Source organism: Aeromonas sp. S12(2024) (genome assembly GCF_041402305.1).
GTDB lineage: Bacteria > Pseudomonadota > Gammaproteobacteria > Enterobacterales > Aeromonadaceae > Aeromonas > Aeromonas veronii.
Window position 1 is genome coordinate 282,200 of record NZ_JBGLRB010000003.1, and the last position, 22,961, is coordinate 305,160.

General features: G+C 56.8%; 19 protein-coding genes. 7 read left to right on the forward strand and 12 right to left on the reverse strand.

From position 1 onward, the window contains the following. The first annotated feature begins 162 nt into the window (after positions 1 to 162). From hppD to maiA, 4 genes are all read left to right on the forward strand, one after another. A complete protein-coding gene (gene hppD, locus ACB035_RS04880; protein ID WP_371166799.1) occupies positions 163 to 1,299 on the forward strand; it encodes a 4-hydroxyphenylpyruvate dioxygenase in 1,137 nt (378 codons plus the stop codon). After that, a complete protein-coding gene (locus ACB035_RS04885; protein ID WP_371166800.1) occupies positions 1,292 to 2,443 on the forward strand; it encodes a homogentisate 1,2-dioxygenase in 1,152 nt (383 codons plus the stop codon). Before hppD ends, ACB035_RS04885 begins: the two co-directional genes overlap by 8 nt. A 10-nt stretch (positions 2,444 to 2,453) precedes the next feature. Next, positions 2,454 to 3,449, forward strand: a complete 996-nt coding sequence (locus tag ACB035_RS04890) for a fumarylacetoacetate hydrolase family protein (protein WP_371166801.1) — start codon at positions 2,454 to 2,456, stop codon at positions 3,447 to 3,449. Positions 3,450 to 3,588: 139 nt separating this feature from the next. Further along, a complete protein-coding gene (gene maiA, locus ACB035_RS04895) occupies positions 3,589 to 4,224 on the forward strand; it encodes a maleylacetoacetate isomerase (protein ID WP_371166802.1) in 636 nt (211 codons plus the stop codon). A gap of 124 nt (positions 4,225 to 4,348) precedes the next feature. Here maiA and ACB035_RS04900 read toward each other — a convergent pair whose 3' ends face one another. From ACB035_RS04900 to ACB035_RS04910, 3 genes are read right to left on the reverse strand one after another with little or no spacing between them, the layout of a single operon-like run. Next, entirely contained in the window at positions 4,349 to 5,881 is a 1,533-nt protein-coding gene (locus ACB035_RS04900) for a tripartite tricarboxylate transporter permease (protein ID WP_371166803.1), read from the reverse strand. A gap of 9 nt (positions 5,882 to 5,890) precedes the next feature. Next, positions 5,891 to 6,322 carry a tripartite tricarboxylate transporter TctB family protein gene (locus ACB035_RS04905; protein ID WP_005350923.1) on the reverse strand — a complete coding sequence of 144 codons (432 nt, stop codon included), beginning with the start codon at positions 6,320 to 6,322 and terminating at the stop codon, positions 5,891 to 5,893. An 11-nt stretch (positions 6,323 to 6,333) separates the two neighbouring features. Continuing rightward, complete coding sequence (locus tag ACB035_RS04910; RefSeq protein ID WP_005350924.1) at positions 6,334 to 7,320, reverse strand: tripartite tricarboxylate transporter substrate binding protein; 987 nt, start codon at positions 7,318 to 7,320, stop codon at positions 6,334 to 6,336. Positions 7,321 to 7,542: 222 nt separating this feature from the next. On the opposite strand from ACB035_RS04910, the gene tctD reads away from it, so the two are divergent. Next, positions 7,543 to 8,217, forward strand: coding sequence for a transcriptional regulator TctD (gene tctD / locus ACB035_RS04915; protein ID WP_371166804.1), 675 nt, complete (start codon positions 7,543 to 7,545; stop codon positions 8,215 to 8,217). Between the two features lie 49 nt (positions 8,218 to 8,266). Then, on the forward strand, positions 8,267 to 9,616 hold the full coding sequence (locus ACB035_RS04920) for a sensor histidine kinase (RefSeq protein ID WP_371166826.1): 1,350 nt from the start codon (positions 8,267 to 8,269) through the stop codon (positions 9,614 to 9,616). A 65-nt stretch (positions 9,617 to 9,681) separates the two neighbouring features. On the opposite strand, the gene ACB035_RS04925 is transcribed toward ACB035_RS04920, so the two are convergent. The 6 genes from ACB035_RS04925 to ACB035_RS04950 form a co-directional block, all read right to left on the reverse strand. Continuing rightward, positions 9,682 to 9,930 (reverse strand): GlsB/YeaQ/YmgE family stress response membrane protein, encoded by a 249-nt coding sequence (locus ACB035_RS04925; RefSeq protein ID WP_005350930.1) that lies wholly within the window; start codon positions 9,928 to 9,930, stop codon positions 9,682 to 9,684. Positions 9,931 to 10,178: 248 nt separating this feature from the next. Then, positions 10,179 to 10,355, reverse strand: a complete 177-nt coding sequence (locus ACB035_RS04930; RefSeq protein ID WP_019445078.1) for a DUF3606 domain-containing protein — start codon at positions 10,353 to 10,355, stop codon at positions 10,179 to 10,181. A 257-nt stretch (positions 10,356 to 10,612) separates the two neighbouring features. Beyond that, positions 10,613 to 14,047, reverse strand: a complete 3,435-nt coding sequence (locus ACB035_RS04935) for an ImpA family metalloprotease (RefSeq protein WP_371166805.1) — start codon at positions 14,045 to 14,047, stop codon at positions 10,613 to 10,615. Positions 14,048 to 14,345: 298 nt separating this feature from the next. Then, entirely contained in the window at positions 14,346 to 15,101 is a 756-nt protein-coding gene (gene lpxH / locus ACB035_RS04940) for a UDP-2,3-diacylglucosamine diphosphatase (protein ID WP_371166806.1), read from the reverse strand. Beyond that, positions 15,098 to 15,895 carry a DUF4269 domain-containing protein gene (locus tag ACB035_RS04945; RefSeq protein WP_371166807.1) on the reverse strand — a complete coding sequence of 266 codons (798 nt, stop codon included), beginning with the start codon at positions 15,893 to 15,895 and terminating at the stop codon, positions 15,098 to 15,100. Before ACB035_RS04945 ends, lpxH begins: the two co-directional genes overlap by 4 nt. Then, positions 15,885 to 16,382 (reverse strand): peptidylprolyl isomerase, encoded by a 498-nt coding sequence (locus ACB035_RS04950; protein ID WP_005337417.1) that lies wholly within the window; start codon positions 16,380 to 16,382, stop codon positions 15,885 to 15,887. Before ACB035_RS04950 ends, ACB035_RS04945 begins: the two co-directional genes overlap by 11 nt. A gap of 212 nt (positions 16,383 to 16,594) precedes the next feature. Here ACB035_RS04950 and cysS point away from each other — a divergent pair, with 212 nt between their 5' ends. Then, a complete protein-coding gene (gene cysS / locus ACB035_RS04955) occupies positions 16,595 to 17,971 on the forward strand; it encodes a cysteine--tRNA ligase (protein ID WP_371166808.1) in 1,377 nt (458 codons plus the stop codon). 690 nt (positions 17,972 to 18,661) lie between these two features. On the opposite strand, the gene ACB035_RS04960 is transcribed toward cysS, so the two are convergent. The 3 genes from ACB035_RS04960 to ACB035_RS04970 are packed head-to-tail and all read right to left on the reverse strand — an operon-like array spanning position 18,662 to position 22,250. After that, complete coding sequence (locus tag ACB035_RS04960; protein WP_371166809.1) at positions 18,662 to 20,677, reverse strand: DUF3732 domain-containing protein; 2,016 nt, start codon at positions 20,675 to 20,677, stop codon at positions 18,662 to 18,664. Continuing rightward, on the reverse strand, positions 20,674 to 21,126 hold the full coding sequence (locus ACB035_RS04965) for a three component ABC system middle component (RefSeq protein ID WP_322863967.1): 453 nt from the start codon (positions 21,124 to 21,126) through the stop codon (positions 20,674 to 20,676). The genes ACB035_RS04960 and ACB035_RS04965 overlap by 4 nt, the downstream gene beginning before the upstream one ends. Then, entirely contained in the window at positions 21,123 to 22,250 is a 1,128-nt protein-coding gene (locus ACB035_RS04970; RefSeq protein ID WP_371166810.1) for a hypothetical protein, read from the reverse strand. Before ACB035_RS04970 ends, ACB035_RS04965 begins: the two co-directional genes overlap by 4 nt. Positions 22,251 to 22,961 lie beyond the last annotated feature (711 nt).

Sequence of the window (22,961 nt, forward strand, 5' to 3'; positions counted from 1 at the left end):
ACAATTCATTTACATCTTTTGCTGCCAGCTGCGAAAAACTATCTGCAACCCGCCTCTTCTCTTCCTGCTACGCCCTGCTTCTAATGAAACAAGTTGTTAACACTTGCCGCGCCGCTGGGTGCCGCAATCCGTTTTAACCGAATCAAGAGCAAGGAGCGCCCGATGAATGCCACCTCTTCCGCCACCCATACCATCAATCCGTTAGGCACAGACGGTTTCGAGTTTGTCGAGTACACGGCCCCCGATGCCAAGGGGATTGCCGCCCTCAAGAGCCTGTTTGTTTCGCTCGGGTTTGCCGAGGTCGCCAAGCACAAACACAAGCAGTGCTGGCTCTACCGGCAGGGGGATATCAACTTTGTGGTCAATGCCGAGCCTCACTCCCAGGCGGAGCAGTTTGCCAGCCTGCACGGGCCGAGCGTTTGCGGCATGGCGTTTCGGGTGAGTGATGCGGGCAAGGCCCAGCAGTTCGCCATCGCCAAGGGGGCCAAGCCCTTTATCGGCAAGATTGGCCCGATGGAGCTCAATATTCCCGCCATCTACGGTATCGGCGAGAGCACGCTCTCCTTTGTCGACCGCTACGGCGACAAGGGCTCCATCTATGACGTGGATTTTGTCTTCTACCCCGACTGGCAGTCCCGGATGGCAGAGGTAGATGCCGGTCTTATGGAGATCGATCACCTGACCCATAACGTGCATCGCGGCAATATGGATGTCTGGTCCAATTTCTATGAGCGGATCGGCAACTTCCGCGAAATTCGCTACTTCGATATCGAGGGCAAGCTGACCGGGCTGCATTCACGCGCCATGACCGCCCCCTGCGGCAAGATCCGTATCCCCATCAACGAGTCGGCGGATGACAAGTCCCAGATTGAGGAGTACCTGCGCCAGTACAAGGGGGAGGGGATCCAGCACATCGCCATGGCCTCCAGCGATATCTACCACACCATCCGCACCCTGCGCAGCCGCGGTACCGGCTTTATGCCGACCCCGGATACCTACTACGAGAAGGTGAATAGCCGGGTCGAGGGACATCAGGAGGATCTGGCGGCCCTCAAAGAGCTGCGCATCCTCATCGACGGCTCCCCCACCAAGGATGGCATCCTGTTGCAGATCTTTACCGATACCGTGATTGGCCCGGTTTTCTTCGAGATCATCCAGCGCAAGGGCAACGAAGGGTTTGGTGAGGGCAATTTCAAGGCACTGTTTGAATCGATCGAGCTGGACCAGATCCGCCGCGGCGTGCTGGGTGGCGCCGAGGATGAGAAGGGTGCCCGCAAAGAGGGAGCGAGCGATGCGTAACTGGATTAACTTCCCCCATCGGGAGGGGACTCACTCCCGGCAGGCCCATGCCGACCTGCCGGAACAGGCCATCTATGAGCGCGAACTGGGGCGCAGCGGCTTTTTCGGCCCAGCTACCCACATGCACCACAAGCATGCCCCCACCGACTGGAGCAGTTGGGAGGGGCCGCTGCGGCCACGGCTGTTTGACCTCAATGCCCTGCAAGAGGAGGTGAGTTCCCTCTCCCCCTGGGTGGCCCCCGACATTCTCAGCAACCCCCACTGCCGCTACCGAGTCTGGCGGCTCTCCGAGGCGATGCCGTTTCTGGTGCGCAATGCCGACGGCGACGAGCTGCTCTTTATCCACGAAGGGAGCGGCGAGTTCTTCTGCGACTATGGCCACCTGACTCTGCGGGACGGCGACTATGTGGTGATCCCCCGTGGCACCATGTGGCGCATCGAACCCAGTGCGCCGATGTTCATCCTGATGATTGAGGCGACCAACGACAGCTATCAGCTGCCGGACAAGGGGCTGGTGGGCAACCACGCCATCTTCGACTCGGCGGCGCTCGATGTGCCCGCCATTAACGAGCGCTTCTTGGCCCAGCAGGATGAGAATCCCTGGTCGCTGCAGGTGAAGCGCCACGATCAGGTGTCGGTCATCACCTGGCCGTTCAACCCGCTGGATGCACAAGGGTGGCACGGCGACTTGTGCGTGGTGCGCCTCAACTGGCGGGATATCCGCCCGCTGATGAGCCACCGCTACCATCTGCCGCCGTCGGCTCATTCGACCTTTGTGGCGAGCCGCTTCGTGATTTGTACCTTCGTGCCGCGCCCCATCGAGAGCGATCCCGGCGCCCTCAAGGTGCCCTTCTACCACAGCAATGACGACTACGACGAAGTGCTCTTTTACCACGCGGGGGACTTCTTCAGCCGGGACAATATCGAGCGGGGCATGGTCACCTTCCACCCTGCCGGTTTTACCCACGGCCCCCATCCCAAGGCGTTTGCGGCAGGGCAGGCCTATGCCAAGAAGTTCACCGACGAGGTGGCGGTCATGCTCGATACCCGCGATGCGCTGAACGTCGGTAGCCTGTGCGAAGGGATCGAGAACACCCGGTATGTCTCCAGCTGGCAGCGCCCGGACGCGGCTGCCGGCAAATAAGGAATCGCTTATGAAATTGGCAACATTGAACAATGGCAAGCGCGATGGCGCTTTGGTGGTAGTGAGCCGGGATCTGACCCGAGCTGTACGGGTGAGCGAGATTGCTCCCACCCTGCAGGCCGCCCTCGACGAGTGGGCCGAGGTTTCCCCCAGGCTGGAGGCTGTTTATCAGCAGCTTAACGAGGGCCACGTTGGTGAGGCGTTCCCCTTTGACGAAGCGTCTTGCCTCTCTCCGCTGCCGCGCGCCTATCAGTGGGCCGATGGCAGCGCCTACGTCAACCATGTGGAGCTGGTGCGCAAGGCGCGCGGCGCCGAGATGCCGGAGAGCTTCTGGCACGATCCGCTGATGTATCAGGGGGGCTCCGACAGCTTTTTGGCTCCCCGTGGGCCGATTGTGATGGGTTCGGAAGAGTGGGGGATCGATTTCGAGTCGGAGGTAGCCATCATCACCGACGATGTGCCGATGGGGGTGAGTGCGCAGGGGGCTGTCAGTCACGTCAAGCTGCTGATGCTGGTTAACGATGTGAGCCTGCGAAACCTGATCCCGGGGGAGCTGGCCAAGGGCTTTGGCTTCTTCCAGTCCAAACCGTCCAGCGCCTTCTCGCCGGTGGCCATCACCCCGGATGAGCTGGGGGATGACTGGCGTGATGGCAAAGTGCATCTGCCGCTTCTGACTCACCTCAATGGTGCACTGTTCGGTGCGCCCGAAGCAGGGGTGGACATGACCTTCAGCTTCTTCGAGCTGATTGCCCATGCCGCCAAGACCCGTCCCCTTGGTGCGGGATGCATCATTGGCTCGGGCACCGTCTCCAACTACGATCGCAGCGCCGGCTCATCCTGCATCGCCGAGCGCCGCATGCTGGAAATTCTTGATTGTGATCAAGCTATAACCCCCTATTTGCAGTTTGGTGATAGAGTGTCGATCGCGATGGAAGATCGCTCTGGCCAAAACCTGTTTGGCACCATCTCTCAACTGGTGGTGCCAGCGAGCGGTCAGGGAGGTTGATGGCCAGCGCCGGTTGGCGGCAAGGATATTCGGGATATGTCCGGATCACGACGAGCCCTCAACCGGTGCCGGATACACAAGGAGGCAGGTGGTGAGCACCTGCCGGGCTTTGGGCCCAGATAAGATGCAGGGACAGATTATGTTGCAGTTGTTTGGCTATTGGCGTTCGTCGGCAAGTTTTCGGGTGCGGATCGTGTTGCAGCTCAAGGGGCTCGCCTACGAGCAGCATCCCATCAATTTGCGGCAAGGCGAGCAGAGCGAGAAGGCCTATCGCCGGATCAACCCGCAAGGGCTGGTGCCGTTTCTGGTGGATGGCGATGTGCAGATTGGTCAGTCGGTCGCCATCATGGAGTACCTTGACGAGACCTATCCCGCCTATTCTCTGATGCCCTCTTCCCCCGACGCGCGGGCCCGGGTGCGCCAGATCGTCAACATGATCGCCTGTGATATTCACCCGCTCAACAATCTGCGGGTACTCAACTATCTGGAAGAGCACTTCAGGGCTAACAACGAGCAGGAGACCCGCTGGTATCGCCACTGGATTGACGAGACCTTCACCGCCCTCGAACAGCTGTTGATGACCACTGCCGGTGTCTACTGTGTTGGCAACGAAGTAACCCTGGCCGACTGCATGCTGGTGCCCCAGGTCTACAACGCCCGCCGCTACGACATGACCCTGGGCGATTACCCCACCATCCGCCGCATCGTCGCCAACTGCGAACAGTTGCAAGCCTTTATCAAGGCGGCCCCCGCCAACCAGCCGGATGCGCAGTGACCTACTGACTTGAATCGCGGGATGGCATCAACACGCCATTCATAAACAAGGGCCCCACTGTGTGGGGCCCTTGTTCGTTAACGGCACTCCAGTTTGCTGGCGTGCCTCTTTCTGTTCAGGGGGATCAGGCTCCCTGCTCCGGACGGGCCTCCGGGATCAGCGGATCGACTTTGCGGCGGCGCAGCAGGCGTACTAGCGGGGGCAGGGTGATCACCACGATGGCCAGTACCAGCAGGGTCTGGCTGATGCCGCTGCTCCACAGGATGGCGGTATCGCCATTGCTGATGGAGAGGGCGCGGCGCAGGTTCTGCTCCAGCATTTCACCCAGCACGAAGCCCAGAATGAGCGGTGACATGGGGAAGTGCATCTTGCGCAGCAGGTAGCCAAAGACCCCGAGGGCCACCATCAGCAACAGGTCGAAGGTGGTGCTGTGCACCGCATAGACCCCCACCGCCGAGACGCTGGCGATGGCGGGCACCAAAAACCAGAGCGGGATGGAGAGCATGCGGGTAAAGAGCCCCACCATGGGGATGTTCATCACCAGCAGCATGACGTTGGCCAGCAAGAGGGCGGCGATCAGTCCCCACACCACATCGGGCTGTTCGGTGAACATGGTGGGGCCGGGGGTGATGTTGTAGAGGGTCAGCGCCCCCATCATCACCGCCGTAGTGCCCGAACCCGGCACTCCCAGTGTCAGCATGGGGATAAAGGAGCCGCAGGCCGATGCGTTGTTGGCCGCCTCCGGTGCGGCCACGCCGCGAATGTCCCCTTCGCCGAATTTGGCATTGGGCCCCGCCAGTCGCTTCTCGCTCATGTAGGTGATGGCGCTGGCAATGGTGGCACCGGCGCCGGGCAGAATGCCGACGAAGAAGCCGATGGTGGATGAGCGCAACATGGTGCCGGTGCAATGGACCAGCTCCTTGAAGTTGAACAGCATCCGTCCGGTGGTGCGCACCAGCTTGCCGCCGCCACTGGTGTGCTCCAGCATCAGCAGGATTTCGCTCACCGAGAAGAGGCCGATCACCACCACGATAAACTGCACCCCGTCCGAGAGGTGAACGCTGTCGAAGGTGAAGCGATAGACGCCGGTGTTGGCATCCACCCCGACGGTGGCGAGCCCCAGCCCAATCAGCGCCGCCATAAAGGACTTGAGCGGGTTCTGGCTCATCATGCTGCCAAGGCAGGCGATGGCGAACAGCATCAGGGCGAAATACTCCGCCGGGCCGAAGGCGAGGGACCAGCGCGCCAGCGCCGGGGCGAACAGAATGATCCCGCCGATGGCGAGCATGGAGCCGACAAAGGAGCTGACCGCCGAGATGGAGAGGGCCACTCCCGCCTTGCCCTGCTGGGCCATGGGGTAGCCATCCAGCGCGGTCATGATGGCGGCGGCATCCCCCGGCACGTTGAGCAGGATCGAGGAGATCCGCCCGCCATACTCGCAACCTATGTAGACGGTGGCGAGCAGAATGAGCGCCGATTCGGGGGGCAGTTTCAGGGCAAAAGCCAGCGGCAACAGGATGGCGACCCCGTTGATGGGGCCAAGGCCCGGCAGCAGGCCGACTACGGTGCCGACAAAGCAGCCGATCAGGGCAATCACCAGATTCTCCGGGGTGAGTGCCACCGCAAAGCCCTGGGATAGGTACATCCAGGTATCCATATTGACTCCTTAAGAGAACCAGACGCCGAGGGGCAGGGTGACATCCAGCAGCCGGTCGAAGGCGAGATAGAGCACCAGACCGCCGACGACGCCGGAGAGCAGGGCGGCTTTGGCAGAGGCGCCAAACAGGCGCCCCAGAACAAAGGTGAGCAGGGTAGTGGCCAGCGGAAAGCCCAGCCACTCGAAGCTGGCACCGTACCCGGCCAACGCCACCACCATGATGGCGAGGTGGCGCAGGGTACGCAGCGGCGGCCAGCTGACGGTGTCCGGCTGGCGGCGCAGCAGCAACAGGGCGCAGAGCGCCATCAGGCCGATGATGCCGAGGGGGAAGGGGCGCGGCCCCAGCGGCTCATAGCTGTATTCGCTCTGGATCTGCCAGGCGATAGCGGCGCCTGCCAGACAGAGCAGCAGCCAGATGGCGGCGAAGATGCGATCGCTCATGGCTGCGGCTCCTATTTGGCCAGACCGAAGGCTTTGGCCTGCTCGCGATATTGCGCCACCTGCTCCTTGACGTAGCTGTCGAGCGCCTCGCCGGTGAGGTCAAACTCGAACAGGCCGCGCAGATCCCGCTGCGCCTTGAAGGTGTCGGTCTTTACCAGCTGATCGAAGGTCTGCTTCCACCACTGGTATTCGCTGTCGCTCACCTTGGGGCCGACATAGAAGCCGCGGATCACCGGCCACACCAGGTCATAACCCTGCTCCTTGGCGGTGGGGATGGTGGCCAGCTTGCCGGGCAGCCGCTCGGCAGAGAACACCGCCAGCACCCGCAGTTTGTCGCCACCGATATAGGGCACCATCTCGCTCAAATCACCGGAGACCGCCTGCACATGGTTGCCCAGCAGCGCGGTGACCGGCTCGCCACCCCCTTCAAAGGCGACGTAGCGCATCTTGTGGGGGTCAACCCCGGCTTGTTTGGCCAGCAGCGCCGTCTTCATCCAGTCCTGACTGCCGATGGAGGCACCCGCGCCGATCACCACGCTGTTGGGATCGCGTTCCATGGCGCTCACCAGCTCCTTGAGGTTCTGATAGGGAGCATCGTGGCGCACCGCAATCATGCCGTAATCGGTGCCCACCGCCGCCAGCCAGCGCACATCGTCCACCCCGTAACGGCCAAATTTCCCCTGTGAGAGGTTGAGCAGGGAGCCACCGGAGAAGGCGACCACGGTCCCCGCCTCGGCAGGGCGCTGGGCCACGATGGCGTTGTAGGCAACGGCGCCGACCCCGCCCGGCATATAGGTGACCCGCATCGGCTTGTCGATGGTGCCGGTCTCCTGCAGGCTCACCTGCAGCAGCTTGCAGGTGAGATCGAAACCACCGCCCGGTTTGGCCGGTGCGATACATTCGGTACGGCTCGGGGTCGTGGCACTTTCAGCCGCCTGCAGTGGCAGGGCGCCGAGCAGGGTTAGCAGGGCGAGGGCATGACGTGTGCGTTGCTTCATGGTTGTGTGCTCCATCTTGTCGTTGTTTTTCCTGGGTGTGACTCCGTCGATAGACGAAGTGATGCGAAATTGTTAAAACAACAACCTTTCATTCACCTTTCAATCGCTGACCAAGAGCCGGGAGTGTGACTCTGATCGCACCTTCTCCCGCAATGGCAGTGACGAAGGGATGCAGTTGAAGCAGTGCGGCTGAATGCTGCGGTTAGGAACAAGGGGAGAGGGATGCGCTTGCTGTTGGCAGAGGATAATCACGAACTGGCCCACTGGCTGTCGCGGGCACTCACCAGCGCCGGTTTCGCGGTGGATTGGGTAGCTGACGGGGCTCAGGCTGATCACCTGCTGCGCCACGAACAGTACGCGCTGGCGGTGCTCGATATCGAGATGCCCAAGCTCGACGGGCTGGCGGTACTCGGCCGGTTGCGCAGTAGGGGGCAGGGGGTGCCGGTGCTGCTGCTCACCGCCCGCGGCGCGGTGGAGGAGCGGATCTGTGGCCTCAATGCCGGTGCCGATGACTATCTGGCCAAGCCGTTCGATCTGGGGGAGCTGGATGCTCGGTTGCGAGCCCTGCTGCGGCGCAGCGAAAGTGGTGGTGCCGAGCTGCGGCTGGGGCGCCTGACCCTGCACTCCGACGGCTATTTTCTGCTGGCCGATGCCCGCCTTGCCCTGACTCCGCGTGAGCAGGCGCTGCTGACCGCGCTGATGTACCGCCACGGGCGGCCCGTCGCCAAGGGGCAGCTGTTCGAGCAGGTGTTCAACCTCGATGACGAGGTAGGGCTCGACAGCATCGATCTCTATATCCACCGGCTGCGCAAAAAGCTGGTGGGCAGCGGGGTGGTGATCACCACCCTGCGCGGTCTCGGCTATCTGCTGGAAGCGGCGCCGGAGGCCTCCCATTAGCCGCTCCCTGCTCCATCAACTGCTGCTGTTTCTGGGGGGCCCCCTGCTGATCCTCTGGGCCGCCTCGGCCTGGTACAGCTACTACGGCGCGTTGGCGGCGGCCACCTCGGCCTATGATCGCACTCTGCTCGCCTCGGCCCGTACCGTTGCCGAGCGGCTGACGGCAGCCGAGGGCAGCCTCAGGGTGGATGTGCCCTACGTGGTGCTCGACAGCTTCGAGCGCAACATGCGCGATCGCCTCTTCTATCAGGTGCGCGGCATCGACGATAGGGTCATCTCCGGCTTTGATGATCTGCCTCCCATGCCGGACGGCACGCCGCTGACCGACCGCTATCCGGCGCTTGCCTACTTCTATGACGGGCTCTATCAGGAGGCGCCGATCCGTGCCGTGATGCTGCTGCAACCGGTAGGCGAGGGGGGCGTCAACGGTATGGCCCGCATCACGGTGGCGGAAACCCTGCTCGGCCGCCAGCAGTTGGCGGAGCAGTTGCTCTGGTCGGCCCTGTTGACCCAGGGGGCGCTGGTGGTGCTCACTCTGCTGCTCGCTTATCTGTTGCTCAAACGGCTGCTCACCCCGATGCGCCGCCTGTCGCGGGAGATCCTGCGCCGCGATGCCGCCAATCTCGCCCCCTTGCCGGATTTGCTCCCCTGGCAGGAGACCCGGCCGCTGGTGCTGGCGTTCAACCGCCAGCTGGCCCGATTGCGCCAGCTGGTGGCCCGGCAGGAGCGCTTTAGCGCCGATGCGGCCCATCAGCTGCGCACCCCGCTCACCATCCTGAAAACCCAGGTGGAAGTGGCGCGCGGCAGTGGCGATCCGGCCCTGATGAGCGAAAGTCTCGATGCCATGGCCGTGCGGCTCGATCACACCATCGCCCTGACCGAGCGGTTACTGCTGCTGGCCCGGCTCAAATCGGACGAGTGCTCCGGGCTGCGCCAGCGTGAGCCCATGGAGTTGACGGCGCTGGTGCAGCAGGCCTGTCTGTCACGGCTGGCGCAGGCCCGCAGCAAGGGGATCGATCTCGGTTACGAGGGGGAGGAGTCCGCCATCATGGTGGCGGGGGAGCCGCTGCTGCTCGGGGAACTCTGTGCCAACCTGCTCGACAACGCCATCAAATACACCCCGCCCCACGGCACCGTGACGGCGCGGGTGGTGCGCAGCAACGGGCAGATCTGGCTGGAGGTGGAGGATAGCGGCCCCGGCATCGCCCCCGAACTGGCGGAGCGGGTCTGGCAGCCGTTCCAGCGCCTCGAGCAGGGGAGTGAACAGCCGGGAGCGGGGCTGGGTCTGGCGCTGGTGCGCGATATCGCCCACTACCACCACGGCGAAGTGGTGCTGCTGCCGGCCACCCAGCTGGGGGGCTTGCTGGTGAGGTTGATCTTGCCGCTTGCAACATCGTGAGGGCGATAAAAAAGAGAGGGCACCTCGCGGTGCCCTGTTTATCTACACATAGATGGCGTTGGGGGTCAGCTGCGGATCTTGTTGAAGACAAACAGGACGATAAGGGCACCCACGGTCGCCAGCGCGATGCTCGGGATATTGAAACCGGTCACCGAGCCCAGCCCCAGCAGGGTACCCACATAGCCGCCAACCATGGCGCCGACAATCCCCAGCAGGGCAGTCATAAAGAAGCCGCCGCCATCGCGGCCCGGCATGATCCACTTCGCCAGAATACCCACCAACAGTCCCAATACGATCCAGCTGATAAAGCCCATGGATTAATCCTCTCTGTGTGTTTGAGCCTGCATTATAGGCAGGGATGCCGGGATGCGAAGGGCCGGACGGCGCTGGCTGGTCACAAGCTGTCGGACGGCGGCCAGTGCTGGTCGGGCTGCACAGTCCGGTTATGAGCGGTTGAAAGGCGGTATGTGCGCAGCCAAACCGGAGGCAGGACGGGCCCACGTAAAGGCCAAGATGAGAAAAGCCCCGCGAGCGGGGCCGGGTTTGTGACGGGGTTGCACCCTCACTTCTTGAGGTGTTTTCTGATCGCCTTGCCTGAGGTGCCGACTGCCTTGACCGCCCGTTTCAGCTGGACTTCGGTGCACTCGAACATTTTGATCCACTGCTTCATCTCATAGGGATCGTTGACATTGATCTTCTTGGCATCGAACGGGTGAGCGACCGCATTGCTGTCAGGCATATAAACCTCAACTTGTTGAAATAGCTGGCGAGAAAGATGTTTCTGCCTGAGCGCCATCATCCTCTCAATTGGCAAGGGGCAAGGTGACGGGGTTCACACAACCCGGGGACGGAAGGAGGAGTGCAGGTTTGCTTTGCTGATCGGTGAGCGATCACCACTTATTCCACCCTCTTCACATCATCAACAACGGGGCCAGAGGCTGGATAAGCAACAAGCGCCCTGCCGGGCGCTTGTTGTGGTTATCGTGATGACCGGATTCAGGGTGTTGGGCAGGCGCTTGGCGAGCCACTGTTACGGGGCCAGAGGGTGGATCCGTCGCTTTCGGAGAGCGGCAGGAATGTGACACCTTCGCTCATGGTGGCTGGGGGCAGGTCATCCTCCAGCACATACATCCCCATCGGCAGGCTGCCATAACGCTGGTTGGCCTGCACCTGAGCGACCGCGAGGCTGGAGTAACGCAGGCCAAGCAGATCGAAATGATTGCGCCAGTCCCAACCGGTGAGCCGACTGAGTGCAACCAGCATAAAGTCATTGCCCGGTATGTCGCGCACCCGTTTGCCGCCATAGACCGCATGCCCCGAGTAGGGGAACAGGCTAAAGCCGAGCGTATCCTTGTTGGCATTCCACTGCGCTTCACTGTCGGCTGCCGCGCCGAAGATCCGTGAATGCTGATAGAGCAGAGTGAAGATAGTGAAGCCATCGTTCAGCCGGGTGCCATCAGTCAGGAGCATACGGTGGGCGCGTAATGCCATCTGGATATAAAACGCCATGCGATAGCCGTTGTGGACGGCGTAGGCATTGCTCTTCCAGGGGGCTTCGTAGCGACTCTCGCCGGTATCGAGCACCTGGCAGTTGGCCCCGAGCACGACGCGGTTGCCACTCCTGTCCCGTACCTGTGCCGCATCAGACATGAACACATAGAAGAGATCCTTGTGATTCATGTGCCCATCCTTGATGGGGGCCGTGTTGCCATCCCTCAGATAATGGGCGCGCCACTTCACCACATAAGGGAAGATGTTGTTGGAGTTTTCCCCCGCCCGGCTGCCATAGCCACTCCAGTTGTCGGCATCGCCTGCCGCAGCGTACTGCACGTTCAACCGGTTGGTCTGCAGGTTGTGGCCCAGTTCGTGATTGTCGAGCCAGCCGGTCGGGCTGATGCTGCCGGAAGAGTCCCACGGGTTGCCACTGCAACCGCTGCCGCAATGGGCATTCTGGTCATAGTTGGCATGCTGGATGATGGTGCGGGTATGAATCGACTCATCGAGACAACCCTCCCCCAGCAGTGCCACGCAGGCGTTTTTAACATCTGCCGGCAGCGACTCTTCGAGCCCCTTGCCCTGAATTTTCAGGCCCGCCAGGGTGTAGACGCCATTGATGTGATCCCGGGCGATGCTGTCGAGCAGGGCATTGGTGTCGGGGATGACGCCACCCACCGCCTTGGTGAAGCGATCCCGGCGCAGATGCTGTTCGGCGCCATCGGCCCGCAGATCGATATGGGGCAGCTCGGTCTGTTCCAGCCGCTCGTTGAACTCGCGTATCTGCTGCTCATCACTGAAATCCATGATGGCCGGATGACGGGTGACGCCCGTGGCGCTTACCTGGACGGCCAGCGATGCTGCCCCCCCTTCCAGATAGAGGTAGATAGGGCCGCCATAAGGAGAGGTGAAGGTGATGCTGCCCCCCTTGGCCAAGAGCAGTCGCCCGGTGGTCAGCTCCAGCGGGGCTCGATAGATCTTCTGCTCATAGGCGCGATTGGTGTTGGGCCTGTGGTAGTTGAGTCGGACGGTAGCGGACACATCGGCGTTATCGGTGCGTCTCAGGGTGATGGTTTGTCCCGGCAGGGCATACCAGCCGGTGGTGGTCCACTGCCCGCTGTAGGGAACCGCAATGCGCCGACTGTCGGTGAGTGTCGCGGGATAGGCGTAGTGAGCTGCTTGTCCCTTCACCACCTTGTTGCGATCGGTGACGTACTCCCCCAGATCGGGCTGGGCCGGGGTACGGGTGCGGGCATAGCTCACCAGCCAGTCGGCAAACATCGCCTGCTGCCAGGATTGATGTTCATCCCAGGCAATCGGGTAGTCGATGGCGGCACGGTATTTGTCGGCCAGCAGCAGGGTGGCGGGCAACAGTGTCACGCCGTCACGGGCAAAGGGACTGATCCCGGCCTTGTCGAGGGTGATGGCCGCATTTCTCAGCCAGTCGGCCCCCAGCTTGAACTGCTGGTTGAAGCTCTCCGAGCCACCGCAATTGATAAAGTTGCCGCCGCAGCTATCGAGCCACTGGGTCGTGAAGTTGCGATCCAGAAGGTTGCCAAGCAGGGTATCGACCGCCATCAGCTGGGTGTCGGGTGCCATGATGGTGTTCACTGCCAGATCGCTGGCTCTGAGTTTTGACCAGTAGTTGCCCCAGGTGACCAGCCCCATATCGAGATAGAGAGGGCTTAGCAGCGGGCTGGCATCGCGCCGATAGTTGGAGAGCAGCAGCGGGATCCCGGCCGCTTTGGCCTTGGCGATCCCCTGTGCGATCCCCTGATACCCCAGCCCCTGGCGGTCGATATCACTGATCACGATAAGCTCCGGCGCCATGGTGTCGATACAGTCGCTCAGCGCCTGATAATCGCAGGTATTGGCCGGGTTGATGTTGTGCTTGTCGGGATAGATCGCCTTGAGCCAGTCACGCACGCCTTCGTTATGGGGAAAATAGACGCTATCGGCGCGACTAGGCATCTGGGTGGTGAGGATGCGCAGGCCATCGCTATCCTTGCCCCGGGTCAGCCAGCCAATCAGCCCCTTGAGCAGCGCCTCGCTCTGCGCTGTGCGGTCAACGGAAAACAGGTTCGCCCCCATGGCGGCCTGACGGTAATCGGCTTGCTCGGAGACCATCACCAGACCCCGGATCTCGTTCTCCCCCTTGCCATTGATGTTGGAGGGGAGCAGGGTCACCGTGCTCTCCGGCTGGAAGCTGGAAAAGGTGATGGAGTCGTGGCTCGGGTTCCAGCTGATCTGTGCCATTCCCTGATAGAGGCTGCGAACCAGCTCGGTGCGGTGCGCCTCACTGTCGGCAATCGCCGCACGGGCATGGGCGATCAGGGATTGCTCGCTGGCAAGGGTATGATCTTCCAGGGCAATCGCATTGGTGGCATCGCTGATAAAGCGGGCCGAGATCTGACAATCGGCGCGCATGGGGGCTGTGGTGTAGGTATTACCCGTCAGGGTGCCCTCACACCCAGTGACCTGCGCCAGCACGAAGCCACTCTCGGGCTGCACGGTGAAACGGCCCTGTTCACCGACGTTCAGACGCAGTGCGTCGGGACTGAGTGCGCCCCCCTGAGAAGCTTGGGTGGTGGCATGGAAATAGACGGCGGCACTCTCCTGCGTGAAGCTGGCCGAGATCTGGCAATCGCTGCTCATAGGGCCAGTGGTATAGGTGAGGCCGTCCAGGGAGCCATCACATCCGCTTATCTCGGTCAGGAGGTAACCGCTGTCAGCCTGTACCGAGAAGCGCCCCTGTTCACCCGCCGCCAACCGCAGGCTGGTGGGGTTCAACTGTCCGCCCGCGCTGCTCTGGCTGGATGCCTCGAAATAGTTGGGGGTGACAGGGGGGCGGATAGGGGTCTCTTCCTGTTCGCCATCACCGCCGCCACAGCCTGTGATCAACAGCGCCAGTAAGGGAGTGAGAACCGTCTTTTTCATTGTTTGATACGTTCCTTGTGTTACGACGGGTAGGGGAGTCGGTAGTCTAATGAGCCGCCTTGCTTATTTCAACGCTGATTGAATGGTCATTTTGCTTTATTTTCAGCATCTTGGATGTTTTTTTGACCGGCTTTTGCCGTATTTAGTGTTTCTGGCGCAGCAGAACCGATAGGGATGGGGCGAGCACCCCATCGGCACAGGCCATACCAGCCTGAGCTCATCGTGATACGTCGGTTCACCGGGTTTACAGGGGGGCGCCGGGCCGCAGGTTTTACCTGCAACCCGCACAGGGGGGATGTCAGACGGATGGATAAGCGGCGGGGTCGATCGTTGCCAGCGCCCGCATTTCCAGCCGCTGCTCGCCGGGGCGGCAGACCAGCACCGAGCCTTGCTCGAACCAGTCTCCCAGCACGATGCGGCGGGCGGGGTGGCCATCGAGGGTGAAGTCGTGGATGGCGGGTCTGTGGGTGTGGCCGTGGATCATCATCCGGCAGTCGTGAGCACGCAGGGTGTCGTCCACCGCCGCGGGCGTCACATCCATGATGGTCTGGCTCTTGTGGGCATTCTCCATCTGGCTTTGGCCGCGCATCTTGCAGGCGATGGCCTGACGGCGGGCGAGCGGCAGTCGCAAAAAGAGCCAGCGCAGCCACTTGAGCTGGGTGATGCGGCGAAACTTCTGATACCCCTCATCCAGGGTGCAGAGCAGATCGCCGTGGCTCAGCACTACCCGCTCCCCATAGAGGTCGATGACGCAAGGGTCACCCAGCAATGTCATCCCCGCGCGCTTGGCGAACTGCTGCCCCAGCAGAAAGTCACGGTTGCCGTGGATAAAGTAGATGGGCACGTTCTGCTGGCTCAGGGCCAAAAAGGCATCGGCCATCTGCTGATGGAGCGGATTGGGGTCATCGTCGCCAATCCAGAATTCGAAGAGATCCCCCAGCACATAGAGGGCATCGGCGCCGGGGGCGTCGTGCTCGAGAAAGCGCACCAGTGCCGCGGTCATATCGGGCCGCTGGGCAGAGAGGTGAATGTCACTGATAAAGAGGGTGCTCATGATGTGGGGGTCGGGCTCTCGGTCGAAACAGGGCAAACGGGGGTGGCAGAGGTAGTAGAAACAACAGCGGACGAATAGTGCACTGCGGGCGCCATCGCGCCAGTTGCGGTATGGATATCGTCACGGGATGGCGCCTGCCATGACAGCTCGGCCAGATTGCGTCCCTCCAGCGTCAGTAGCGCTTCATAAGGATCGCCCGCCAGACCCAGCAACCGGCACATGGCCGCTTCCCCTTTCAATCCCTCTTCAAGGCGCAGGCGCAGCACTTCGCGGTAGAAGGCATCACCAAACCGCTCGAGCAACGCGGCCATCAGGGTGAGGTGGCGCCAGCCGTTCAGCGTCTCGATGGGGGCGGGGGTGACATAGAGCTCCAGCGGCCAGCTGGCCTCGCTCTCAACGCAACCGCCAACAGCACAGTGCTGGTCGAGGCAGGAAAAGGTGCGCTCCAGCAGCCAGATATTGTCGCCTTTGTGGCTCGCCTGCCAGCCTTGCTCTGCAAAAGTAGCGGCAAACGCCGCCGGATCAGCATGCTGGCAGAGAATATCGAGATCGCTGCCCGGCCGATCCAGCCCGATGGCCAGCGTGCTCACCAGCGCCATATCGGCGCACTGCGTGGCCAGCTCATCCCACACACCGGCGGTGAGCAGGGCATGGGCCGAGCGCTGGCGCGGGTTGCCGTGGGCCAGATAGTCAAGGCGGCGCCAGTTTGGGCTGGCAGTGGGGGAGGCAGATGGAAAAACTGCGGCCGGGGCCGCAGTTTTGTCAGTGCCGAGTCGGCAGAGATCAGTCAGCAAGGGTCACCTTGGTGATCACTACGTCTTCTACCGGCACGTCCTGATGGATGCGGCCGTAGTTACCGGTCTTGACGCCCTTGATCTTGTTGACCACGTCCATACCGGCAGTCACTTCACCGAATACGCAGTAGCCGAAGCCCTGAGTGGTGGCGGATTTGAAGTCGAGGAAGTCGTTGTTGTTCACGTTGATGAAGAACTGGGCGCTGGCAGAGTGCGGCTCCATGGTGCGAGCCATGGCGATGGTGCCGATTTTGTTGGACAGACCGTTGGCCGCTTCGTTCTTGATGGGAGCGCGGGTGTCTTTCTCTTCAAAGCCCGGGGCATAGCCGCCGCCCTGGATCATGAAGCCGTCGATGACGCGGTGGAAAATGGTGTTGTCGTAGTGACCGTCACGGCAGTATTGCAGGAAGTTGGCCACGGTTTCCGGGGCTTTTTCAGCGTTCAGGGTGAGGGTGATGTCGCCGTGATTGGTGTGCAGAGTGACCATGATATGTCCTTTCATTTGATGCGGGCGACGAAGTGCCCGCAGGTGTATGGCATAAAGTGGTGGCAATTCTAGCCCATCAGGGGCTGGCGGCATAGTCTCTCAGGCGCCGTAACCGTGCTGGCAGGCGGGATTGGCCCTCTTTTCTGCCTCGTTTTCTGCCCCTGAACGGGGTATTATGACCAACCATTTTACTCACAGGCAGTGGTTAGAAGATGCTGAAGATATACAACACACTCACTCGTCAAAAAGAAGAATTCAAACCTATCCACCCGGGCAAGGTGGGCATGTATGTGTGTGGTGTCACCATCTACGATCACTGTCATATCGGCCACGGCCGCACCTTCGTCGCCTTTGATGTGGTGGCTCGCTACCTGCGTTACGCCGGTTATGACCTCACTTACGTGCGCAACATCACCGACGTGGATGACAAGATCATCAAGCGTGCCGCCGAGACCCAAGTGACCTGCGACGAGCTGACCGAGCGTCTGATTGGCGACATGCACGCCGACTTCGATGCCCTCGGTATGGTGCGCCCGGATATCGAACCGCGCGCCACCCAGCACATCGAAGAGATCATCGAGCTGGTGCAATCCCTGCTGGAAAAAGAGCACGCCTATGTGGCGGATAACGGCGATGTGATGTTTATCGTCGAATCCTATGCCGACTACGGCAAGCTCTCCGGTCAGGATCTGGAGCAGTTGCAAGCCGGTGCCCGCGTTGACGTGGTGGATGCCAAGCGCAACCCGCTCGACTTCGTGCTGTGGAAGATGTCGAAGCCCGGCGAGCCGACCTGGGAAAGCCCCTGGGGTCCGGGCCGTCCTGGCTGGCACATCGAGTGCTCCGCCATGAACTCCAAGCACCTTGGCAACCACTTCGACATCCACGGCGGCGGCTCCGATCTGCAGTTCCCGCACCACGAGAACGAGATCGCCCAGTCCTGCTGCGCCCACGGTGGCGACTACGTCAACACCTGGATGCACAGCGGCATGGTGATGGTGGATAAAGAGAAGATGTCCAAATCCCTTGGCAACTTCTTCACCATCCGCGACGTTTTGGCCCATTTTGATGCCGAAACCGTCCGTTACTTCCTGATGTCTGGCCACTACCGCAGCCAGCTCAACTACTCGGAAGATAACCTCAAGCAAGCCCGCGCCGCGCTGGAGCGCATGTACACCGCCCTGCGCGATCTGCCGGTGGCGGCCGCTGCCGGTGGCGACGAGCAGGTGGCTCGCTTCAAGGAGGCCATGGACGATGACTTCAACACCCCGGAAGCCTACTCCGCCCTGTTCGATCTGGTGCGCGAGATCAACCGCCAGAAGGCCGAAGACATGGCTGTTGCCGCCGCGCTGGGCGCCCGTCTGCGCGAGCTGGGCGCCGTGCTCGGCATCCTGCAGCAAGACCCCGAGGCTTTCCTCAAGGGTGACGAAGCGGACGAAGAGGTTGCCGAGATCGAGCGCCTGATCGCCGAGCGCAATCAGGCCCGTGCCGACAAGAACTGGGCTGCTGCCGATGCCGCCCGCAACCGTCTCACCGAGATGGGTATCGTGCTGGAAGACAGCGCCGGCAAGACCAGCTGGCGCCGTGCCTAAGGCCGGTTGGCCTTGTTGGCGTCTGGTGCCAACAGGTTGAGCTAATAAAAAACCGCAGCCCTTGGGCTGCGGTTTTTGTTTGTGTCTCTTCCCTCGACACCTCTTAAGCCTCTGCGATCTGCTTAAGCCTCGGTGGCCTGCGCTCTGATCCCCTCTCCCCTTGCGGGAGAGGGCTAGGGTGAGGGGGGCTAACGTCATTTCTCGGCGGAATGCCGTCCAACGTATAGGACGAAGCGCTGCAGACGGCACTTTGGCCTACGCCATCCATGGCTTCGGCCAAAGCCCGCTTCGAACATCCTTGTTCTCGCGCCAAATCGGGGGCGAGCAGTGCTCGCCCTGATCCGATTTGGCCCCTATGCCGGTTGCGGCTGCGCCATCATCCCTGATGGCGCTCCTGACCCGTTGAACTCGACTCGGCGGTTTACAGGGGGAACCAATACCGTGCCTGTCTGTGGCCGCAAGCTTTACTTGTTCAACAGATTGCCAGATACCATCTATGACCGTCTGTGTAGAAAGGATTGCACTGGAAAGAGCTGATAGTGTCAGGCATAAGGCCAGTTGAACTGTTAGAACTACGAGGTTAACCAAATTAAAAATCGTAGCCCTTGTTCTACGATCATTGTGTGAGCGAGCATTTTATTAATCTGATTAGGTTCTTATAACTGGCCCAAAGTGATGGTCTATACCGAATTATTCTTGAACAGGGTGAATCAAGCCGCGATCTCTCCATCTGTTACCATTTACTAGTGAGTCAAATGAAATTCCATTAGACAATGTTAAATTGTCTGCATGGTCTGTCACAATTATTTGCGGGCTAAAGCCATTATTCAAAGAGAGTTCATTACAGTAAGTTGATAGTTGGGTGAATAAATTTTCCACAGCTTTTATATCTTCATCTACTGGTCTATCATTTATTGTTCTCTGTTTTTCTTCCTTGTCCTTTTGTTCCTCAAAAGAATCAGAGCTATCGCGGTTGAAGTTTGGGAAGTACACTTGAGTTGGTTGATCCAAAAATAATATTGAAGGGATGGCGCATTTATCTCCTAATGTGGCAAAGTATTTGTGCAGTGCTAAAAAAAGTGTCACATGACAATACAGCCAGTTTGCGCCACTACCCATTGATCTTAAATATATTTTTTCACCGCGAGGAGTTAAATGATATAAGTCAAAGTTTTCGAATGAAAAGTGAAGGCTGATGGGTTTATAGCTAGATTCAAATTCAAAATGTTGGCCAATGTCGGCCATGTATTTATTTACAGTTGTTGATGCGCTTTCCAACCCTTTTTGTATATCATATTTTATAAGGGATCTGTTGATTTCTCTTAGTTGTTTGTTGATTCCTGTTATTTGCTTTTCAAGTTCTGCATCATCAGCCATATTCAGAGTGTCGAGAAGCATAAATAACTTAGCCTTCTGTATTAGTATGCTTTCATATAGACTTTTTTGCTCTGCAAGCTGTTTTTCTGTCCTTTCTACTTCAGTTATTTGTTTGTTTGCCTTTTTCAGCTCAAAACTAACAAGCTCAATGTCACGCTTTACTTCAATCAAGGATGATTCGAATTTTGCTTTCATTGGGTGAGCTTGAGCGAGATTACCTGATACCTTAGTAATTGCTTGATGGAGCTTTTCTGCACTTTGTCGTAGAGTGTCTTTTTCTGTATGGCAAAAAGGGCATATAGAAGAAGAAATATGAATATGCTCAGGTGAACTGAATTGTTTTATTTTATCAACAAAACGTTCTTCTTCTTGAATGTGCTTGTTGATTGACGCAGCTTGTCGATATAACCGTCTTAGTTCTGCCGTTTTGTGATTGCGCATCAACTTTAGGTTATTGTAATACTTGGTTGTCGCATTGGAGGTATGGTTTATCTTCTCTGGGATAATAATTAGATCAAGTCTTTCTTTGGCATCTTGTGGATGCTGAAGTATTTTTTCTAATGTTATGGGGTCATTCTCAAACCCCATATATGAATACAGCTGTCTTAATACAGGTTCAATATTTTTCTTATACTGTTCGGAGGTGCGTTTATTTGTGTCCTTCTGGCGTTCTAAGCGTTTTACATCTGCGGTTAATCGCTCTTTCTCTTGTGATAGATGAAAAAACTGTTGATCAACCAGCCCTAAGAAAATTTTAATATGCTCAATAGCTTGGTCACGTTTTGATTTTTCATCAAAACGATAAAAAAGCGCGTGTTTATTGGCAATCAAATTTTGATGTTGAAGCATGAATGACGAAAAGCTGCGTATAGATGGGGTTGCGGCTTTGGCGTTATGACGTCTAAGAGCTCTGACGGCCAATGATTCATCTACATCATCTATATCTAAAAAAAAGTCTCTTAGATGCTTCTTAAACTCGCTTAATGGACGGAAATAGTTTTTATTAAAATAATCTCGACAAATATCGTTTGGGTTGTATTTTTCGACTCGACGGAAAAAGGCTTTCGATGTCATGTCCGGATCACGAGCAATAATAATATCTTGTTCGTTAACTGCAAGCGCTACATAATAAATAGCCGCATTCATCGTGATAATGCCTTTTGGAATCGTGTTTTCCGTACTCCCAAAGCAATAATCAAAGATTTCAATTAAGGCACTTTTGCCTGTTGATGATTTGCCTGTAACGATATTAAGGCCAGGTTTAAAATTAACTGGATGCTTGTTACCTTGTTTGTCAATTACGCCAATTTCATAAATGAGCGTTTTCATCTTGGTTTCACTCCTAGAAAAGCATAAATTTCAACAACTGTATGGTCGCTTAATAATTTCCCTAACTTCTCTGCAATTCTTTGATTTGTATACGATGCATCAGAATCATCTCCCTTCCGAAGGGACAAAGTTGGTTCATTTACCGACAACCAGTCGTTGACTAAACAATACTGTAGGCATTCTTCAGTTAACTCTTGAAAGCCATCAATTCGTTCCTGCAGGTCATAGAGTTTGGTTCGATTATCAAAAACCGTCCAAATGGTACTATTCTTTTTTGAGTTATATATTTTTTTGCCGAAAATAGGATGGCTGCATAGTGGGATAACTAACGGAGCAAGTAAAATATTGCTCTCAGACTCATCTAAGGCAGAATAAAATGATGCTAGATAAGGACCATATACAAACGGGTTGTACTTTAGTTCATATAGGGCATCGACAATGCTGCTCATGGTTCAACCTTCCATTTCAAATCACGATCTTCATCATCCATCGCATCGTGAATTAGACCATTCTTGTATTCTATTGGAGGGATGTCATTCCCCATGTTTAGTGGTTGCTCCCCTATGATTTTATTGTAAAGTAACTTTGAGCTTCTAATCGCATCTCTTGCTTTAAGTTGTGCGCTTGAATGTTCAAGTTTAAATTTTCTTACTAGCTGATTTTGATACATGACCGTTTTATCCCTATACAAGGGATATTCATCTAACTGTTCAAGCAGAGAGTTTTGCAACTCAAGCCAGTTGCCTACCGCATCAGGAATCATCTGATGGTGTTCAATTTCAGATATTTTTTGAACAAAAGGTCTGTCTTGATGAAGCTCAACCTCAAGATCGGATGCCTCGTAACCTGAAAAAGTTGGAAAGGTGAACGTTTTTTTGCATAGAAGGGATGTTAACTCTTCACATTTAGCTGAAAATTCACTGTGCTTAATTTGCCATGATTGTTGTGTTGCTTGTGCATATACAAAACCAACTAGACCATGAAGGTAACTGCTTAGATTATTCCTTGGAATGCCAACGGGTTTTGATAAAATTCGCTTTTCTAGGTTCTCTGCGTTATCCGCTTGTGTAAACAAGGTGACTTTTCCAAGGACACTCTTAAGTAATAATTCATCATAAGCCATCACTATTTTTTGTAGTTTAATTACTTCGGAGGGCTTCTCAGCATTAAGTTGTTCTTCTGTACGCTCTGCAAATATGGCTTTTAGAATAGCCAAACGTTGTTCTGTGTTTTTCGTATTCCAGTCATTCAGCCGAGTTGTTGCGCCAAATTTTTGGGTGGTGTGCAATATTAAACTACCGTATTGTGTATGGTCAAACTCGGGAGCTAACCAGTTCTTAAGAGTTTTCCACAGATTTTCATGGTGGTCAGTGAGTGGTGAACTGTAGTCTTTCACTTCGGTTTGAGTAGATGCTAAAGCATCTGATGTAATTAGACTAACATCCCCATCTTTCTCGAACCAAACTGACTGACTTTCTTCAAGTGAAAAGCATTTATCTAAACCAATCAGTACTTGGTAATGAAAGGCTAAAGCTGTTGTTAAGGCAGCGTTCTTGGTTTGTCCTCCACTCATGCCTTTCTATTCCTCATATGTATTTAAAAGAGAGTTTGAATGATGAAATTTACTATTACTTATATTCAATGACGATTTAAAATAATGAGCTAGTTACCTAAGTTTAACCCACAGATAAATCTAGTTTATTTAAAGTTATACTAATCGGTAGTTGCTCGTGAACATACTAAATTGGCTTAATAGTTTTATTATTTTTTCTTTCCTAAGCTAGGTAGACCACCACTAATTTCCCGACGGTCTTTAAAAAATGATATTGTGTAATTACTTTTCCTGGAATCTTTTTTTGTAAAAGCTCTAAATCTATTAGCCTCTCCTAGGGTTGGCATTCGCGCATGAATGTTTTTGAAGTGCTTTATCAAAAATATCAGGTCACCAGATAAAATGTCATTACATAGTGGGCATGGAGCTTTAATACTCCGGCATATAATTGATTTGTTTTTTTTGGTTTTATTTTTATGCTTTCCTGTTTTTTTCATTTGAGAATAACCGTTATAGATCAATAAAATTATAAAGTGAGCTTTATTAGTAATATATAATCTGGATTCAATGGAGATTATAACTACGGAAAATTATCGGGGTTTCGATATACAACCATTTCCCGATAGGTATATCTGCCGCTTGCTGTTTTACTCACCATGATTTTTTCACCTATGCAGCCATGTTGATGGTGCTTGTTGCATAGGCGCGACAATCTGATCTCGCCATGGGGTG

Excerpts from the sequence above, each read along its gene's own strand:
- ACB035_RS04890 (WP_371166801.1), top strand. The coding sequence starts at position 2,454 with ATGAAATTGGCAACATTGAACAATGGCAAGCGCGATGGCGCTTTGGTG.
- ACB035_RS04930 (WP_019445078.1), bottom strand. The coding sequence starts at position 10,355 with ATGCCTGACAGCAATGCGGTCGCTCACCCGTTCGATGCCAAGAAGATC.
- cysS (WP_371166808.1), top strand. The coding sequence starts at position 16,595 with ATGCTGAAGATATACAACACACTCACTCGTCAAAAAGAAGAATTCAAA.
- ACB035_RS04950 (WP_005337417.1), bottom strand. The coding sequence starts at position 16,382 with ATGGTCACTCTGCACACCAATCACGGCGACATCACCCTCACCCTGAAC.
- tctD (WP_371166804.1), top strand. The coding sequence starts at position 7,543 with ATGCGCTTGCTGTTGGCAGAGGATAATCACGAACTGGCCCACTGGCTG.
- maiA (WP_371166802.1), top strand. The coding sequence starts at position 3,589 with ATGTTGCAGTTGTTTGGCTATTGGCGTTCGTCGGCAAGTTTTCGGGTG.
- ACB035_RS04965 (WP_322863967.1), bottom strand. The coding sequence starts at position 21,126 with ATGAGCAGCATTGTCGATGCCCTATATGAACTAAAGTACAACCCGTTT.
- ACB035_RS04910 (WP_005350924.1), bottom strand. The coding sequence starts at position 7,320 with ATGAAGCAACGCACACGTCATGCCCTCGCCCTGCTAACCCTGCTCGGC.
- ACB035_RS04935 (WP_371166805.1), bottom strand. The coding sequence starts at position 14,047 with ATGAAAAAGACGGTTCTCACTCCCTTACTGGCGCTGTTGATCACAGGC.
- ACB035_RS04970 (WP_371166810.1), bottom strand. The coding sequence starts at position 22,250 with ATGAGTGGAGGACAAACCAAGAACGCTGCCTTAACAACAGCTTTAGCC.
- ACB035_RS04925 (WP_005350930.1), bottom strand. The coding sequence starts at position 9,930 with ATGGGCTTTATCAGCTGGATCGTATTGGGACTGTTGGTGGGTATTCTG.
- lpxH (WP_371166806.1), bottom strand. The coding sequence starts at position 15,101 with ATGAGCACCCTCTTTATCAGTGACATTCACCTCTCTGCCCAGCGGCCC.
- ACB035_RS04900 (WP_371166803.1), bottom strand. The coding sequence starts at position 5,881 with ATGGATACCTGGATGTACCTATCCCAGGGCTTTGCGGTGGCACTCACC.
- ACB035_RS04960 (WP_371166809.1), bottom strand. The coding sequence starts at position 20,677 with ATGAAAACGCTCATTTATGAAATTGGCGTAATTGACAAACAAGGTAAC.
- ACB035_RS04885 (WP_371166800.1), top strand. The coding sequence starts at position 1,292 with ATGCGTAACTGGATTAACTTCCCCCATCGGGAGGGGACTCACTCCCGG.
- ACB035_RS04905 (WP_005350923.1), bottom strand. The coding sequence starts at position 6,322 with ATGAGCGATCGCATCTTCGCCGCCATCTGGCTGCTGCTCTGTCTGGCA.
- hppD (WP_371166799.1), top strand. The coding sequence starts at position 163 with ATGAATGCCACCTCTTCCGCCACCCATACCATCAATCCGTTAGGCACA.